Annotated in this window: 14 protein-coding genes; 8 read left to right on the top strand and 6 right to left on the bottom strand. The window is 59.7% G+C overall.

The window, feature by feature from the left end; translation table 11 throughout:
- Positions 1-31: 31 nt before the first annotated feature.
- Together Thiosp_RS04880 and Thiosp_RS04875 are read right to left on the bottom strand one after the other, a co-directional pair.
- Positions 32-1,663, bottom strand: coding sequence for an ATP-binding cassette domain-containing protein (locus Thiosp_RS04880; RefSeq protein WP_201066988.1), 1,632 nt, complete (start codon positions 1,661-1,663; stop codon positions 32-34).
- Entirely contained in the window at positions 1,660-3,321 is a 1,662-nt protein-coding gene (locus tag Thiosp_RS04875) for a cyclic peptide export ABC transporter (protein WP_323696841.1), read from the bottom strand. The genes Thiosp_RS04880 and Thiosp_RS04875 overlap by 4 nt, the downstream gene beginning before the upstream one ends.
- 289 nt (positions 3,322-3,610) lie before the next feature.
- Between Thiosp_RS04875 and Thiosp_RS04870 the strand changes: the two genes are divergently transcribed.
- From Thiosp_RS04870 to Thiosp_RS04850, 5 genes are all read left to right on the top strand, one after another.
- On the top strand, positions 3,611-4,159 hold the full coding sequence (locus Thiosp_RS04870) for a YcjF family protein (protein ID WP_201066986.1): 549 nt from the start codon (positions 3,611-3,613) through the stop codon (positions 4,157-4,159).
- Between the two features lie 118 nt (positions 4,160-4,277).
- Positions 4,278-5,408 (top strand): prohibitin family protein, encoded by a 1,131-nt coding sequence (locus tag Thiosp_RS04865; RefSeq protein ID WP_201066985.1) that lies wholly within the window; start codon positions 4,278-4,280, stop codon positions 5,406-5,408.
- Positions 5,405-6,697 carry an ABC transporter substrate-binding protein gene (locus Thiosp_RS04860; protein ID WP_207188067.1) on the top strand — a complete coding sequence of 431 codons (1,293 nt, stop codon included), beginning with the start codon at positions 5,405-5,407 and terminating at the stop codon, positions 6,695-6,697. Before Thiosp_RS04865 ends, Thiosp_RS04860 begins: the two co-directional genes overlap by 4 nt.
- Before the next feature lie 39 nt (positions 6,698-6,736).
- Positions 6,737-6,925: a hypothetical protein gene (locus Thiosp_RS04855; RefSeq protein ID WP_201067000.1), complete on the top strand. Its 189-nt coding sequence runs from the start codon at positions 6,737-6,739 to the stop codon at positions 6,923-6,925.
- A gap of 5 nt (positions 6,926-6,930) precedes the next feature.
- Positions 6,931-9,126, top strand: a complete 2,196-nt coding sequence (locus Thiosp_RS04850) for a phosphate ABC transporter substrate-binding/OmpA family protein (RefSeq protein WP_201066982.1) — start codon at positions 6,931-6,933, stop codon at positions 9,124-9,126.
- Positions 9,127-9,939: 813 nt separating this feature from the next.
- Here Thiosp_RS04850 and Thiosp_RS04845 read toward each other — a convergent pair.
- Both Thiosp_RS04845 and Thiosp_RS04840 read right to left on the bottom strand, forming a co-directional pair.
- On the bottom strand, positions 9,940-10,911 hold the full coding sequence (locus Thiosp_RS04845; protein ID WP_201066980.1) for a RibD family protein: 972 nt from the start codon (positions 10,909-10,911) through the stop codon (positions 9,940-9,942).
- Positions 10,912-10,913: 2 nt separating this feature from the next.
- Entirely contained in the window at positions 10,914-12,407 is a 1,494-nt protein-coding gene (locus Thiosp_RS04840; RefSeq protein WP_201066978.1) for a hypothetical protein, read from the bottom strand.
- A gap of 215 nt (positions 12,408-12,622) precedes the next feature.
- Here Thiosp_RS04840 and Thiosp_RS04835 point away from each other — a divergent pair, with 215 nt between their 5' ends.
- The gene (locus tag Thiosp_RS04835) at positions 12,623-13,630 is read left to right on the top strand and encodes a hypothetical protein (RefSeq protein WP_201066977.1); all 1,008 of its coding nucleotides are present in this window, start codon (positions 12,623-12,625) and stop codon (positions 13,628-13,630) included.
- Here Thiosp_RS04835 and Thiosp_RS04830 read toward each other — a convergent pair.
- Together Thiosp_RS04830 and Thiosp_RS04825 are read right to left on the bottom strand one after the other, a co-directional pair.
- Positions 13,627-13,815, bottom strand: coding sequence for a hypothetical protein (locus Thiosp_RS04830; RefSeq protein WP_201066976.1), 189 nt, complete (start codon positions 13,813-13,815; stop codon positions 13,627-13,629). The two genes, Thiosp_RS04835 and Thiosp_RS04830, sit on opposite strands and share 4 nt — an antisense overlap.
- A gap of 12 nt (positions 13,816-13,827) precedes the next feature.
- A complete protein-coding gene (locus tag Thiosp_RS04825; protein WP_201066975.1) occupies positions 13,828-15,777 on the bottom strand; it encodes a HAMP domain-containing methyl-accepting chemotaxis protein in 1,950 nt (649 codons plus the stop codon).
- A 251-nt stretch (positions 15,778-16,028) separates the two neighbouring features.
- On the opposite strand from Thiosp_RS04825, the gene Thiosp_RS04820 reads away from it, so the two are divergent.
- Both Thiosp_RS04820 and Thiosp_RS04815 read left to right on the top strand, forming a co-directional pair.
- The gene (locus tag Thiosp_RS04820) at positions 16,029-16,991 is read left to right on the top strand and encodes an NAD(+)--dinitrogen-reductase ADP-D-ribosyltransferase (protein WP_323696839.1); all 963 of its coding nucleotides are present in this window, start codon (positions 16,029-16,031) and stop codon (positions 16,989-16,991) included.
- A 147-nt stretch (positions 16,992-17,138) separates the two neighbouring features.
- Complete coding sequence (locus Thiosp_RS04815) at positions 17,139-17,372, top strand: hypothetical protein (protein ID WP_201066974.1); 234 nt, start codon at positions 17,139-17,141, stop codon at positions 17,370-17,372.
- Positions 17,373-17,378: the final 6 nt, after the last annotated feature.

The following is a 17,378-nucleotide window of genomic DNA, read 5'->3' as shown; positions in this document are numbered from 1 at the left end:
CTCTCACCAATCAACAAATGGGGGATGTTCATCAGTGGGTTGCGATGTGCGCAGGTGGCTGTGATCCGCGCAATCGTCCGTCCTCGAATACCAGTACCTGATCGGCGATGGCGAAGAATTGCTCGTCGTGGGATGCGACGACGATGGTCTTGCCCAGGGCGCGCATTTCGGGAAGAAAATGTTGGTAAAACCAGGCGCGAAACTCCGGGGCCTGATCAGCGGCCCACTCGTCGAGGACCAGAAAGGGTTTATCCTCTAGTAATGCAGCCACCATGGCTACCCGCTTTTTCTGTCCGGTGGAGAGGTCGATGTTGGTGAACCGGCCGCGCTGGAAGCGGGTCTTGTGGCCGATACCCCAGGTGTCGAGCAGGCGATTCACCCGTCCCTCGTCCAACTCACCGACACCGAGCACATGCTGGAACAGATAGGAATCGACAAAGACTGTGGCGAACAGCCGCCGATAGCCGGCCATATCCACCGGCCGTTCGTCGAGTAACAACGTCCCATTGCTCGGCTGGTAGAGTCCGATCAGTAGTTTGAGACAGGTCGATTTTCCACTGCCGTTGCCGCCGACCAAAAACGTGATGGTGCCCGGTTCAATGGTGAGATCCATTGGGCCGAAGGCGAAACCTGCCTCGCCCCCGTGATCGGGATATTGATACGCCAAGCCCTCGGCGCGCAGGGTCGGCGGGGCACCGCTTGGCCATGCCTGTGCATCCGTATCGGCTTGAGGTATCGCGTTCCGCGCGGCCAGGTTTTCCAGTCGCCGTAATGCCGTGTCCAATCGCCCAAAAGCAAAGGCGGCACGGCTCACCGTTGGCAGTTCCATGAACATGGCCATAGGAAAAAACAAGACTACCAGCCCGCTGCGAGCGGCCAGTTTGGCCATGTCCGGCACAAACAACGGAACGAAGACGATGAAGATGCCCGCAAACAACAGCAAGGCGCTGTCGCTGATCAAGAAAAGCAAGGACAGGAAGAATTTTTCGCGCGTTCTCTCCCCTTGCATCTGCCGAATCGGCGGCTCGATCTCGGTCTGCATGAAGGCTCGTTGCTTCGGTTGGTGCAGTCGCAACTCCTTGAACCCAAACAACTGTCCGCTCAGACCGCGATACAAACGGCCATCCATCTTTGAGATCGCGTCTTCCATGCGCAGAATCCGGTACATCAACCAAAACACCGCAAGATAGATGGTGCCAAGAAAACCCACCGACAATAAAAACAGCCCCGGCGACAAGAAGGCCAGATACAACAGGAATGCCATCTGCAGCATGAAGAGCGCGATAAAGCCCGTGATGGCATACAAGCCGTCTAGGGCCAAACGGCTGTCCTCGGAGATCAACGCGAGCAGCGCCGGCCGATCCAGCCGCTCGTAATCGGCGAAGGACAGTCGCAACAGGCACTCAGCTATACGAACATTGGTCTGCGTAATGATGTCGATGGCAAAGCGCGCCGAGAGCATGGAGTGCCATCGACCGAAGACAACCAAGATCAGGGCAACCAAGAGATAGATCAGCGCAATGCGCCCGTCTGCTTGCGTCGCGTCCAGGGCCGCCATGGTGGCAAACAGCAGCACGAGCCAAGCCAGCCCCATCAGCAGGTTGACGCGGATGAGCGCGCGCAGGGTGCGACGGATCGTCGATGTGAGCAAATACTCGATCATGTGTGACCCGGAGCCTTCGGCTCCAGCACCCGTACCTGCCCTGCGTCGAGACGCAAAGCGTAGTCGCCATAACCGAAGTACCGGTCGTCGTGGGTGACCGCGAAAATTGTATGTCCTTGCTGCTTGAGCCAAGGCAACAGCTCGGCGAAAAAGAAGTGGCGAAACTCAGGGTCCTGATCCGCAGTCCATTCGTCAAGAACATACACCGGGCGTTTTTCCAGGCAGGCGGCGATCAGCGCCAGGCGCTTGCGCTGCCCCGTCGATAGATCAGTTGTTGAAAACGCGCCCTGCGCAATGGAAACCTTCCGCTGCATGGCGAATTTGCGCAGCAGAAACTTTGCCTGCTCGCTATCGATCTCCTCTAGGCCATGCAATGTCTCGAATAAATGAAAATCGGTAAATACCGTCGAAAACAGGGAGCGGTAGGCATGTATCGAAACCTGGGCGTCATCGAGCAGAATGCGTCCTGCATGTGGCTCGTAGAGTCCGGTCAGTAACTTCATCAGCGTGCTTTTTCCCGACCCATTACCGCCTTGAATAAGGTAGATCTTTCCCGCCTCGAAACACAGATCAATTGGGCCGATGGTAAAGGTTGTCTGGCCATCCGGATCACAATAGTGGTACTCAAGCGCCTGCATGCGAATCTGGCCGAAGGCGTCCAGGCGCGGTTGGGATCGGGTTTCAGGGGCAGGCAAACGCGCGCGCAAATGATCTAACTGTTCCACTGCGGCGGTGCCTGCCGAGATCTGGGCCAACTGAACCGAAAGCAGCTCAATCCGGTCAAGCACGTAGAAGAAGACGCCGACGACGATAATGACGTTCTGCGTCATGCCCCATACAGGCGCGATGAATAGGATCCACCCGGCCATGGTGAAGACGTAAATGTCGAAAAATAGTGACTGCCGTGCCAGAAGGCGCGCATACAGCATGCGCAAACGGCGAAAGCCCGTGGCCGCCGGCTTGAGGCTCTTACGTATAAAACGCCCGGCCTTGATCCTATCCATGGCCAGATCCTGAAAGCCCAGGATAAGGTCGCGCAAGCGTTGCTGGAAGCGGTCATCGGCAACCAGGCTTGCATGATGAGCATGATCTATTCGCTCGTAGTGGGAACCGATAATCAGAAAAAACAAAGCGGTCATTAAGCCGATAATCAGCGTCTCCCCGAACGCAAACAGCAGCAGCGACAAGAGCGCACCGAACAGGATGGTCACCGTCTGCACCGCAGCCATCAGCGACCAGACTCCCGCTGACAGGGTTTTCATATCACCGGTCAAACGCGCCAGAATCTCTGCCTGACCGAGGGTCTCGATGGTGCGCAAATCGGCGGCGGCAAGTTCTTTGTTCGTGGCAATCAGCAACTCGGCGGAAAGCTCCTCGGTCAGATCCGCCCAGCCTCGCAGCGACCAGAACTTCAGCCCGACGGCCAAGCACAGCGACGCCATAAACAGCAGCACCTGAACTTTAAAATCAGCGGGTGCGCGGTCGAGCAAGATATCGCGGGCGGTCAAGGTCAATATCATCAGACAAGCGACTTGCGCCAAGGCGCCCGCCATCGCCAGCGCACCAACGACGAGGGTGCGAACGCGGTCTAAGCGCCAGAGCTCGCGCAGCAGTCTCGCGCCAATCATGATCGAGAGGTCTCCAGACACCAGCAACATGTTGAATAGTCAACAGAGCATCCATTGAGGCCAGGTGATGGCAAAGAACAAGATCCGGTTTCAGAAAAGCCTGCACGCACAATGAGTACCGAGTCGCCGAGCGTAGAATTCTGTCCCAATGCCATCATTGCATTATTTCTTGGATCGTTGCATAGTCATTGTTCGTTTTTGGGATATTCTGGTCGTGCGTAGCCGCCGAGTTTGCTTCTTAGACTCACGATTTGCCGCATGCCAAGCCTCCTCTCGATTTTCAGCCACTTCAGCCATCGCGGTGCACGAGGACTTAACAATGACCTATACCACTGAATCTGAGGAATCCACGCCGACCACCGACGCCGTCCCGAGTGAGGCGGTTACTGTCGATGCAAATGCGGTTTCGGCGCGAATCCGCAGTCATGTCATCGCCGCCATGGGTTTGGGGCTTGTGCCGATTCCTGTCTTCGACATGGTTTCCATTGTCGCCGTGCAGTTGAAGATGGTGCATGGTCTATCTCAGCTCTACGGCATCAAATACTCTGAGAACATCGCCAAAACCTTGGTGCTGTCGCTCATTGGCGGTGTTCTGCCTGCGGCTTTCGGCGCTACTCTGGCCAGTTTCGTTAAAATCATCCCCGGGCTGGGAAGCGTCGCTGGTGCGGCAGGCGTCTCCGTTCTGGCCGGTGCACTGACCTATGCAGTCGGAAAGGTGTTCGCTGCGCATTTCGCTTCCGGCGGCACACTCATGGACTTCAACCCCAAGAATGTTCGCAAAAGTTTCCGCGAACAGTTCCGCAAGGGCAAAGACGTGGCCGCGCAAGTGGCCGAGGAAAACAAGCAGCCAGCCGACTCGGCTCAGTAAAGGCATCACAGGTTCCCTCCCGCTTGCCTCTCAACTCGGGTGATTTTTTTAAGAGCGGCCCGCGGCCATGGTGGCCTTGGCCGCAGCTTGGGGTATACACACCGGGATTTTGGCTTTTATGACCGAAACCGAAGCGCCGATCAACGCGCGGGTGGGCAAAGCTGATCGCGAGGCGCGCAAGCGTTCTCGCAGATCCTTTTCGAAACGCGCTTTCCTGGATCATGTGCCGCCGGTCATCGCGATGGCACTGCTTGCCGCCATTCTCGTCGTCATGTATTTGTGGCACGGTATCGTAGCGATGATCCGCCCCGGCGAGGCAGGCGTTCTATACCGACCGTTCGACGGCGGAACCGTGACGGATCAGGTATATCCGGAAGGGCTGCATCTCCTCTGGCCCTGGAACCGCATGTTCGTCTACAACACGCGGGTGCAAACGGTACTGCACCAATTCGATGTTCTGACCAACAAAGGGCTGACCATCACGCTCACGCTCGCCATTCGTTACCATCCCGAATTTGAAATGGTCGGATTGCTGCATCAGCGCGTGGGGCCGGACTACGTCAAAACCATCGTGGTGCCGCAGGTGGAATCGGTTTTGCGCCGCAATATCGGCAAGCACGATCCCGAGGATATTTACACGAACAAGGAAGGGATTCTGACTGATATTATCGTCAAGGCCATTGAGGAGGCCGGACAGAAATTTGTCTACATAGACGACATCATTATCCGCACCGTCTCGCTTCCCGACGAAATCCGCAAGGCGATCAAGGCCAAACTGGTCGAACAGCAGCACTGGTATGCCTACGAGTACATTCTCGCAGCCGCTAACCAGGAAGCCGAGCGCAAACGCATCGAGGCCCAGGGTATTCACGACTACCAGGCCACCATCGCCGAAACCTTGACCCAGGAGATGATCCTTTGGGAAGGGATCGGTGCCACCCGTGAGCTGGCCCAATCGAACAATTCCAAGATCGTGATCATCGGTGCCGGTGATGGGGGCTTACCGGTAATTCTCGGCGCCGATATGTTTGCTCCCGACAAGACGGCGCCCGTCGACAATGTGCCAACGACTGAGGCCAGCGCATTGGAGGTTTCATCGGATGCGGGGATAGCCCGCGAAACCAGCGCCGCGGGAATGTCATCGTCTGCCGATGAAGCGGCTCCTGGAGCGAATGCAGGATTATCACCGCCCAGCCTCAAGCCGAGTTCGCCGGCATCCGCCAATGCGTCGGGACCGCCGGCGCCTTGATCGCTGTTACCGTGGAGCCCCGCTGTCGCCGACCGTGCCTCGGTCTGCTGCTGTTTTTCATCGGACTGCTACTGATCGGTTGCGGCAAGGTGAGCGAGAACCAACGCGTGGCCCGTGCCGCGCTTGGGGAAGGCCCGATTCAAATTGCCCTTGTCTGGGATAGTACGCGCGAAGATGATTTCATCAAGGGCGCAACACTTGCCCTGGAGCGTATCAATGCCGCCGGCGGCATTCTCGATCGACCGCTTGCCTTCGTGGACTTCGACGATGCCATCGTCGATGGCGATGGCGGCAGCCGCGGCGTTGAGGTTGGGCGCAGCGTGCGCGACAACCCCGACATCGTTGCCGTCATTGGTCACTCCAACACGGCAACCGCCATCGCGGCCTCGATCATTTACGAACAGGCCGGCATCCTGTTCATCAATCCCGCTGTCACCGATCGCTCGCTCACCGAGCACAGCTTTCAATACGTATTCAGTACCGTTCCGGATAACGAGCTGATCGGTGCCCAAATTGCGACCCAGGCGTTTAGTCTTGGCTATCGCCGCATCGGTATTCTCAACAGCCGTAACGACGAATCCTTCGAAATCGCCAAGGCCTTCGCCAAGCAGGCGGCCGCCCTCGGTCTGGATATCGTCAGCCGGCAGTCGTTCTTCGATCAGCGCGAGAACTTCCGCGAAATTATCGCTGGCTTTGGCTACGCGGGATTCGATGCCCTGTTTCTCGCGGCGGGAAACGCGAATACCGAGGATATTGTCAAACAGGGCATCGAAATGAACTTCCGTATCCCGTTTCTGCTCGGTAGCATGAATGATCCGCTCGCCCTGCATCGGGAGCTGGGAGAGGAGACTCCGCCGTTGATTATCCCTATTCTGTTTAATCCTTATGCCGACAACTGGCGCACGAGGCAGTTTATACGACAGTTCAATGAGCGTTACGACATCGACCCCGATGGTTGGGCCGCACAGGGCTACGATACCGTGACAATGTTGGCGGAGGCGATGAAGAAAGCCAAGAGCACAGTGCCGTTCTCGGTGGCGACCATTATCCGCTATACCCTGTCTTGGCAGGGCATCACCGGGCGTCATTCCTTCGACCAGGACGGCAGCATTTATGCCAAGACCCTCGATTTCGCCCACCTCGAGGAAGGACAAATCCAATTTCATTCCGCTGAAGGCGGTGTCCATACCTATGTCCCGGAGCCCCTCGAAGAAGGACAGATCCAGTCTCCTTCTGCTGAGGGGAATGTTCCTACCGATGTTTCAAGCCCCCTCGTGGAAGGGTCGTAATTACGAGGCTTCCTGTCCCACTCGTCTTGAGAAAACCACATGCACCCATTCATGATCCCCATGGCCGTGGTGGCCTATACCGGACTCGCGATCATCATCGGATTATTCGGTCGCAATAGAACCATGGGCGGTTGGGGCTATTTCTTTGGCTCCATTGTGCTCACGCCCATCATTGGGCTGCTGTTGCTCCTCGCCTCGGCGCCGCGCGACAAACCGCGGCGCAGCTAAGGCGTATGAGCATCGGTCGCTTCGCCAACCGTCGTTCTGGAAAGCGCAAAACGCTTGCGCTGGTGCTTGTTGCTAGTCTGTGCGGCGCGTCGGTCGTCGCGGCTGCCCTGCGCGATCATGTCAGCGTGATCGGTCCGCGTACGGTCTATCCGTTTTTCTCCGAGCTGTCCGACCGTTTTGGGCGCACCACGCCGTTCAAATTTCCGCGCATCGAGATCACCGACACCCGCACCGCCTTCAAGCTTCTCTGCAGCGGCGAGGGATCGGAATTCCCCGATCTAGCGCTTGCCAACCGCGAGATGAGTGAGCGCGAACAAGCCATTTGCGTGCGCAACGGCGTCAGCGAGTTGGCAAGCCTGCAACTAGGATACGACGCGGTAGCCTTGGCCGCGTTCGAGGACGGGTTCGCGGATATTGCGCCGCGCACCTTGTTTCTGGCCTTGGCCGCAGCCGTTCCCGAGCCCGTCACTGACGCCGAACAACCCCGGCCGGCGGAACCAGCCGATGCCGCAACCCAAGTTGTGTTAATGGACAATCCTTACCGCGTTTGGAGCGAGGTTGAACCCAGCTTGCCGGACGCGCCCATTATCCTGATCGTTCCACCGCGAGCGTCGGTGGCCTACGATCTTTTTCTCGACATCCTGCGCACGGGTTGTCGGGAAATCCCTTACTTCGCGGCCTTGGAAGAGAAAAATGCCGAGGAATTTGAACGCCAATGCACGCAACTTCGCGACGATGAGGTGATTGAACCTTACCTTGAGGAGCTGGAAAAAGTGCTGGAGAACAAGGACGGATTCGATCCTGGCCAGCTTATCGTTGTCGATCAGTCCACACTCGTCAGCAACGCCCAGCTCCTGCGGCCGGTAGCCTTGAATGGCGCCTTGCCAACGGTCGAGACCATCAACGATGATAATTATCCGGGCGCGAGACCGGTCTATTTATTTATCCGTAACGGTCAAATTGGTGTCATCCCGGGGTTGCGTGAGTTTGTGACCGAATTGACCAGTGAGGCGGCGACCGGGCCAGATGGCTATCTGCGCGCACTCGGCTTCGTTCCCCTGAGTGACGAACGGCGCGCCGACGTGGTCGCTCCACTGCTCAGTGGTATCGTCAAGGATGCCCGCTCGAACGATGCCATCGTGCCAATGCCAGGCCAGGCTCGCATCTCCCCACAAGCGCGCCTGCGTCGAATCGACAGCGAATTGTGGAGTCGGGTGCGCCGGAGCGATAATCCCGATGTGGTCAAACTCTATGTCGAATTATTGCCCGATGGGCTGTTTCGCAGGCCCGCGCGGCTGCTCGAGCAACGCCTGCGCGCCCGCGACCAGGACCGCGACGGTGTCAATGATGCCGTCGATCATTGCCCCGAGACCGCGCCCAAGCTCGCGGTAGACACGCACGGCTGCCCCCCTGATGCCGATGCCGACGGCGTCCCTGACGAACTCGATCAATGCGCTGACACCGCGCCGGGCAATCCAGTCGATGCCCAGGGATGTCTTCCGGATCGCGACGGCGACGGCATCTCCGATTGCATGGATTTGTGCGGCAAGACGCCGGCGGACACCCCAGTCGATGCCGATGGCTGCGCGCTCGACGCCGACGCCGATGGTATTCCAGACAGCCTCGATCAATGCCCCGACAGTGCCGCAGGGAGCCCGGTCGATACCCATGGCTGCGCGCTCGACGCCGACGCCGACGGCGTTCCTGACAGCCTTGATCAGTGCCCCGGCAGCACTGCAGACACTCCAGTCGACACCCGTGGTTGCACGCCTAAAATCGACGATGATGGCGATGGCGTCGATGATGCATCCGATAACTGCAAAGACACCCCTGAAGGTATCACCACTGACGAGCGCGGTTGCTGGGTGCTCAGCGATCTGAAGTTCCGCACCAACAGCGCTAGTCTCGCCGGCATCGACACCGCGTCGATTGATCAAGTGCTGGAGGTCTTGCGCAGAACCCCTGAAATCCAAATCGAAATTCAGGGACATTCAGACAACGAAGGTGTGCACGCTATAAATCTCCGCCTCTCCGATGAGCGTGCGCAAGCTGTCGCGGATTATCTAATCAATGCCGGCATCGATCCCGCGCGCCTTGAAGTACGTGGTTACGGCCCAGACAACCCAATAGCCCCTAACGACACCCCAGAAGGTCGCGCCCTCAACCGCCGTGTCGAGCTCAAGGTGCAGCCACGCCAATAAGACTAGGCTGTCATTAGTTCTACTTTGTTACTTTAACGGTTTGGTTGGCCGTGTTTTTTATCGCCGGTGACTATCGGGTGATCGCCTGCACCGATGAGTGCAGATCCGCGGACCGAACGCATCGATCAACGCACCAAATAACACCCGACAGCATAGGAGGCGATATGCAGCTCAAGGTTCTTGCCTTTGTTCTCGCCGGAGGCGAGGGAAAGCGACTCTATCCACCGACCCATGACGGATAGGAAATCCAAGCCACCCTGAGCGTCCAGGTTGGCCCGAGGAAGGAGATTAGCGGGGGTGGGGTGCGCGGTCAACGTCCAACTGCGGGGCTGACGGACGTCGCGAGTGTTGCGAGCGCGCGTATTTCCGGGCGCTGGGGCGAGAATCCGGAGCCAGCGAACCCGCAGAACAGGGGCGCCCCTCTCTTGCAGGAGGCGACGGCTACCAAGCGATGCGCTGATCGTGCTCGGCGACAGGCTCGGGCTGACCGAACAGACCCCAGTTCGGCATCGGCTCGGGGGCATCCTCCCCTGCTGGCGTCAGCAAACAGGGGCGATCGGGCGGGGTCGGCCTCGGTAATCAACGCGACGAACCTCGCAGCGTCCGCTACGGAACGCATTCCCGACGCCGGGGTTATCATATAAAGTGTCTGCATTGGGTCGAGAACGGACCCTTCCGCCGCCTCTAGCCCGGTGCCGCAGTGCGGAAAGATCGGCGGAAGTCAGGCGAGCGAATCTTAGAAGTCCGGGACGAGATAATGTTGGAAGCAGCGGGGCTCGGCAGCCGGAGTCTCCCAACTGTTCCCTCGCAGGCCTAGGCAATTCGCTCTAAACCGGTCGGCGGCTGATCCGTGCGTCCGTCCTGGGGACGGCGCATGTCCATGTCGTAGAGGATATCTCGTCCCATGCGATAGAGGCGACAGGACGGGTAGATGGCGTTGCGCAGGAGGTCGCTGGCCGGCGGTGACAGCCCAACCCGCCCGGCGCCGATCAACAGCGGGGCGATGGCGACTTGCAGCCGGTCGACCAGACCCTCGGCCACGAATGCCGATACGGTCGCGCCGCCGCCCTCGATGAACAAGCGCTGGATGCCGAGCTCAGCAAGCCGTTCGATTAAGCTCACCAGGTCGAGATGGCCATCGCGGGTCGGCAACCCGATCAGCCGGCCTCGCGCGGGAACAGAGCCGGGTGCATCGAGTTGATCATGGTCGCACACCAGCCAGGTCTCCGCATCGGTGTCGGTGAAGACACCAAGACCCGGCGGCAACCGGCGGCGGCGGTCGAGGATGACCCGGATCGCGTTTTTTCCTTCCACCAGCCGAGTGGTCAGCTTGGGGTTGTCGCAGGCGGCTGTCTCCGTTCCAACCAGCACGGCGTCGGAAAGGGCGCGCATGCGGTGCAGATGACGCAGATTTTCCTCCCCGGTGACGTAGCAGGAATCGCCGCAGGCGGTCGCGACGCAACTGTCGATACTTTGCCCCAGATGGGCGAAGACCATGCTGCTGTTGTTCAGCGGGTTGCAAAGCGGAAGATACAGCTCGGCGAGGGAGCGCATCGGCTCTTCCGTTGTTGTGTCGGACAGCTGCCAGCCCGTTCTCGGCAACCACTCGATTGCGGCGCGCCCTTGCTGGTCCCTCAAGGGTTTCAGCGCGGGCTCCTGGCCGTCGCCAAGCGCATAGCCGGCCGCGACCTCAAGGTCCAGAGCTCGCGAGCGCCCCAGGCGCGACGCGGCAAGGATCAAGGTCCAAAGTTTGTCCGCGGCATTGGTTTGAGTGCTTGCGTTCATAGTCAGCGGGGCATTTGCGGCTCAGACAGGGGCAACTCTGAGAGGGGCGGCTCAGAACGCGGCAGCTCGGAAGGCAGCGCTCGCAGCGGACCGAAGCGCTGGTCGAGAAGGCTCCAGGATACCGGTAACCACGGCGTCAGGTAAGCGATCCCGGTGGTGGCAACCTGCTCGCAGCCGTCACGGGGCAGCAGAATTGCGATCGGAGCGAGGGTTTCGCTCCCCGGTGCTCGGAAACCGGGGCGGAACAGCAATGCATTCATCGGGGCATTCCATTCATCGATGACCGCCATCCATGGCCATTGCAGCGCGAATGGGGTCTGCCGACCATGGTGAACACAGGCGTCGCCAGGTTCGCTCACCACATTCTGCAGCCCGCGCGTTGCGGTCCACCAGGCGGCGCTCTTGACCAGCATCAAAGCGGCAATCCCAAACAAAGATATCCGCAGCACCGGCGCCCAACGCGCGCCCGCGCCCGATGTTCTTGATCCTGGTCCCGGTCCTGGCCTTGATCTCAGCCGGTCGCGTTGCCCCCGGGCGGGCGCGCTCAATGCGCTGATTATCATTAGCAGCAACTGCACAGGGAAGGTTATGCCGGATTTCAGCCGCCAACCCTGCCCCAAAATCAGCTCGAACCCGACCAAGACCGCTGCCATCACCAGCAAAGCTCCGGCGACTCTGGGCGCAAGACTGAAACCCTGCACCGGGCTGCGCAGCAATTCCACTGCGACGCCAAGACCGACCAGGGTGACGGCGAACAGCATCGCATGCTGGCCAAGTGTCTGGGTCAGCAGGTACCACAGCACTCCGTCACCCGCCAGGTGCGATTGCTCATACCCGCTGAGCCCTTGAAGGCTCCAGAGCAGCCGGGCCAAGGCGCAGACCACAAGCCAGGCTGACAGCAGTCGATCCCTGATCGTCATCTCGACCACCACGACGAGCACGACACAAGCCAAGAGTGCGACCGGATGCAAGGTCAGCATCACCGGCGCGGCCAGCCAGGTCAGCAACCTGATGATCCGGCGCTCGCCATAGCGGCTAAGGGCGAGCACCAGTGGCCACATCAGATAGACGATAGCGAGGAGTTCCGAGACGGCGGAGGCATTGATCTGATTCAACAGAGCGCCGCTCGCTGGTAAAACCATCAGCCATGGTACGGACGAACGCACGATCAACCAGCATGCCAGCAGCGACAGAAACGGAAGCAGCAGATACCCAGCAGAAAACGCCAGCCTGAGCGCAACCAGGCTCGCATCCAGTTGGACCAGCAGCCACGCCGGGAGTTGGGGGATGACAGCCGCAAGCCGCCCATCGGGGACATAGGGCAAGCCATCGACGATGATGCGAAACAGATAATGCCCGCCGTCCGCATACAACGGCAGTCCGGCGAGGGCTGCGATCAGGTAGCTCCCAGCCACCATTGCCAAGAGCGCATCCCCTGAACCCTCGTCCGAGTCCCTTCCGACAAGTTGATGGTTTTCGCGGGGGTGCAGGGTCATCTCAACTCGCTGAGTCGTGCGCGCAGCGTCAAAGGTTACAGCCTGAACAAGAATCCGCAGCAATAAATTTCTACTTTGTTACGCTAAGCTGGAACTCACAGGGGCCCAGTTCGAAGCACGCGGCATCGTTAAGGCCGATCTTTCTCGGCGATCGTGTATTTTATGCCGTCACCTCCTGAACCAATTGCAAGACTTCGCGGCGAGAGGATTGATCGATGCAAAGCAGATCCGGCCTTATCACGATTTTTAGCCTATTTATCAGCGTCATCTCCTTGCCGGCGTCGGCGCAATCCTTCCCTGCGGAGCCGACCTCGGGTATCCCGTCCTGGCTGAAGGCCCATGTCGGCGAAGGTGACGGGCAGATCGCACCGGTGGTCTTAGAGAGGGCGCGGGCGCTTTACTTGCGCAAGGTCGGCGAGGGGGCGGTTCGCAATCCCTGCTACTTTGCGATGGACGCGACGCGCCCGCACGGATCAGGCGATGGCGGACAGGGGCGCCGCTTCTACATTATCTGCGAGTCCAAGCGGTCGTTTCGCGCGATCTCCTCAGGCCACGGCGGCGGTCGAACACTCCAAGGCATGCAGGATTTCAGGAACGGCAGACGTTGCGCGAAGCATTTCAGCAACGCCTTGGGCTCCAAGCTAACGGCAGGGGGAGTCTATGTCACTGATGAGACACGAACCTCCTTCAAGGGCTATTACCAGGCGTCGTCGGGCCGGAAAGCGCCTCTGGTGCGCCCCTTCATTCCGTTCGAAGGCGAAGGCGAAACCGCGAACGCCGAGCAGCGCGCAATCGGGGGGCATCCGGCGGTCTTGATCAAGGGCGCCTGTTTGCTGCGCGCCCCTGGCAGCCCTTACGCGAATGCCCAGGGTTACGCCCCGCTGGGAAATCTGGTGGACTACTCCGGCGGCCGCAGCAGCGGATGCACGAGCTGGTCGCCGCGGGACACGCAGGAGATAGTCGACATGACGGAGAACGACCCGACCACCTTGTACATCTATCCCGAGGCAGCGGACATTGAGGCCGTCGCGCAAAGGGTTGCGGCCGGCCGCCCCTTGTCGCGGGCAGGTCTATACTGGAATGCATCCTGCCTGAAGGAGATCGGCGCTCCGAAGTTTTGGCCCAAGCAACAACTCGAGCCGGTGCTGGCGCGATACAAGCGCAATCATCCCTCGTCCCCGCGCGCCTCGCTGCCGATGTGCAAAGGGCAATCGTGGGATTAGCCAGGCTGATTAGTCGGGCGGATAAGCCAGGCAGCAATCTCCGGCGTCTCGATGATTAAGTTCACCGCGCCGATGGACATCGCGAGTCGCTCCTCGGCGACCGAAAACCTCAGGTATTGCGCGCCGTCGCTCTGCGCCCCGGCTTTGTTGTCTGACGCTTGGCGCGTATCGAGCGATGCTGCCATGCCAAACCTCGCCTAAAAACGCTCGAAATCCTGATCCGACGCATTGCCCCCGGAACCCTCGCCGGCGAAGGCCGACTCGCCCTGACGCGGGGACACGGCAGCTTTCTTCGCCGGCGCGCTCTTGCGCTTTCCGCCCGACAACTTGAAGAAGGCCATGGTCTCCTGCAGCTGCGCGGCCTGACCGCTGAGCTCCTCGGCGGTGGCGGCCAGCTCCTCAGAGGAGGACGCATTCTGCTGCGTCGCTTTGTCGAGCTGTCCCATGGCCTCGTTGATCTGGCCGATGCCAGAGGCCTGCTCGCCAGAGGCTGCGGTGATCTCTTCGACCAAATCGGCGGTTTTGACGATGTTGGGCACCATCTCCTGGAGTACGCGCCCGGCGTCCTCGGCGATGGAGACGCTGTTGGTGGCCAGTTCGTTGATCTCCTGCGCCGTGGTGCCGCTGTTCTCGGCCAGCTTGCGCACCTCGGCGGCCACCACCGTAAAGCCCTTGCCATGCTCACCGGCGCGCGCGGCCTCAATGGCAGCGTTGAGCGCGAGCAGATTGGTCTTGTAAGCGATCTCCTCGATCATGCCGATCTTACTGGCGATCTCTTTCATGGCGCTGACGGTGCGGGTGACCGCCTCACCGCCCTGCCGGGCCTCCTCGGCTGAGCTCTTGGCGATGCCGTTGGTGACGCGCGCATTTTCGGTATTTTGCTGGACCGAGGCATTGAGCTCTTCGATGCTCGCGGTGGTCTCCTCGACACTGGCGGCCTGCTCGGTCGCGCCCTGGCTCAGAGCCTGGGCGGTGGAGCTGACCTCACTCGAGGCAGAACTGAGATTATCGGCACCGACCCGCACCTCGCCGACAATCTGCTGCAGCTGCTGGACCATGCCATGCATGTCGCCATAGACGCCGCGCAGGTCATGCTGATCGAACTCAATCCCAAGATCACCCTGGGCGACGCGTTTTGTCACCTCTGCGATCACGGCCGGGTCCTTGCCCAACTGGCCCATGACACCGCGGATGATCAGCCAGGCAATGACGACGCCGAACAGCAAGGCGATGGCGGACAGCACTGAGATGATGAAGACGGCACGCTCGTTGGCGGCCTGGACCTTGGGGCCGAGCTCGTCTTGTTCCTGGATGTAGGACAGCTTGATGTCGTTGAGGAGGTTCGCAAATTCGGGGCCGAGTACGTCAAGGGTATTTTGAACGTGGTTGTTACGGGTCTTGATCGTTTCTTCCAGCTCAGAAAATGCAGCGATGTATTCTTTTTCCATCTGCATGACCTCGGCGAGGACACGTCGACGATTAGGATTCTGGAGTCCACGGTCAAGGTCATCGAACAGTTTCGCTGCATCGTCGAATTCCTGATGGACGCCATCGCGGCTTTCCTGGAGGTTGTCATCAACAAATTTCATGACATTGAGGCGCGCGATCAGAACATTGCGCAATGCATTCGCCGCGTCGATACCGGAATCAGGATCGCCGTCGCGAACGGCGGTCGTGAAGATGTCAGTCAGGCCCTGCTCGAGTCTTCGGCCCAGGTCCGCCAGCACGACGTAGAGAAGCCGGTTACGGTTTGCCATCTCGTTTTCGACTTCGCCAAAGGTTTCGATGTAGGTGTCGATCATCGACTGGGCTTCACGAACCTTGGCGCTGCGCTCCGGACTGGAGATCTGTGACTCGGCCTCATCGAGTAGGCGCTTGGTTTCCTGCGCGTATTGCTGAAATTCAGCGCGATCCTTGTCGCTGCCTTTGGTAATCAAGAAGTCCTTCACATTCATGCGGCTCATCAGCATGGCGGCCTGCAGCTCGCCCATCATGTTGGCCTTGCGTGCCTTGTCGCGGTAACTCGAGAAATCGGTCGATGCTTGGTTGATGGTCACATAGGCAAACCCGCCGACAATCAACAACAACCCCAGCACGACGCCGAAGCCGAGGATGAGTTTCTTGGCCATGGTCAGGGAGCTAAGCATCGAATTCTCCGACTTGCAGCGATAGACAAATATCAATCCAAGGTATAGCACAGGATGCGCGCAATTTTTGTAATTTCGCTATCCGCACAACGCAAGCCCATCGGGGCCTCTCGCCCGGCAGCATGGCAGCCACCGACGCACTAACAGCAAGACCAAAGGGTTATCCTTTGTCAACAAACCACCTGCGCACCTGATGCCAACGGGGTTTTCGGTATATGATCTCAGGCCAACCCTGACATCCGGGAGACCCCGTGGGACTGACCGAGAACGCGACACTGCCCGATCCGCCCGCTGCTGCGGGTATGCCGGCAGATGTAACAACAGATGTGCTTGCAGATGCGCCGGCAGATGTACCGACAAATGTGCTGGCAGATTTTCCGGCCCCGCCCGCGAGCCCAGCCCCGCGGCTGCCGACCAGCGCCCGCCTGCCAATCAATCGCTGCAACCTGCCGGCGGTGATTCTCGGCGGGCTGACCTATCAGCAGCACCCCGTTGCGCTAAAGATCGACGGAGTGCGGGATTTTCACCGGGATCTGTTCAAGATCCTGGCTCCGCTGACTTGCCAGGACGAGCGCGCGGCCTACTTCATCGACTACATGACGGTGCATTTCTGCCTGGAGGATCTGGAGGAAGCCGGCTTCACCCCCGGGCCGCGCAAGAAATATCGCTGCAACGCCAACTACCTGCGCATGATGCGCGGCTGGTCGTTCGACTCCGACGGACGCGAGGGCGCGGTGCTCAAGCATTGGGTGGAGACGCGTTTTGGGCTGCTCGCGCGCCACCACGGGGGGCCGCTAGACGGGCGCGACAGCGACGCCTACCACGCCTATCTGGTGCAGGGCAGCCGCGGGCTCTATGCCACCAACGCACTCGAGGCCCAGCTTGATCTGCTCTACACCTATTGCCAGTGCGAGCTAGAGCGGGCTTACCCCGGTCAATCGCATCTTAAGCTCTATCGCGGCATCAATCGCATCGATGAGCACGAGGTGCTCGCCCGCCAGGACGGCCAGCGCTACCAAGTGCTGCTGAACAACCTAAACAGCTTCACCAGCGAGCGCGAACGTGCCGACGAGTTTGGTGACTATATCCTGGAGACCGAGGTGCCGCTGGCCAAGGTCTTCTTCTACAACCGCCTGCTGCCCGGCATGCTCAAGGGCGAGGATGAGTACGTTGTGGTCGGCGGCCTGTATGATGTGCGGATCAGCACCTTCTGAGCGCAATTCTTGAAACGGCGCCATCGCACAGACTGAAACCGGCCCCTGCAGCCGGCCCCAGTAGCCGGATAGAATAGCGGCCAACTTTTTCCGACACTCGCGACCAGCTTAACTGTCGCTACCACCCCTCGTGGAAGGAGCATCCCAATGGGAACCAACATCGTCCTGCTGCTCGCGCTGATTGCCATGATCGGCATCTGGCTCTACCTGTTTCGCGACGGCGAGGGCACGGTCAGAACCGGCCGGTTGAGCGGCAAACTGCGCGGCTCGGTGCCGGGCGCGACCATCCGCATCAAGGCTACCCCGCCCAAGAGCGAAGACCCTGCCAGCAACGCTGAAACCAAGGCGGAAACGGCGGACGCCGCTGAAACCAAGCGCTGAACTTTC

This window comes from Thiorhodovibrio litoralis (assembly GCF_033954455.1).
Taxonomy (GTDB): domain Bacteria; phylum Pseudomonadota; class Gammaproteobacteria; order Chromatiales; family Chromatiaceae; genus Thiorhodovibrio; species Thiorhodovibrio litoralis.
The sequence above is the reverse complement of the archived record's forward strand: the minus strand, read 5'-3'. Positions and strand labels throughout refer to the sequence as shown.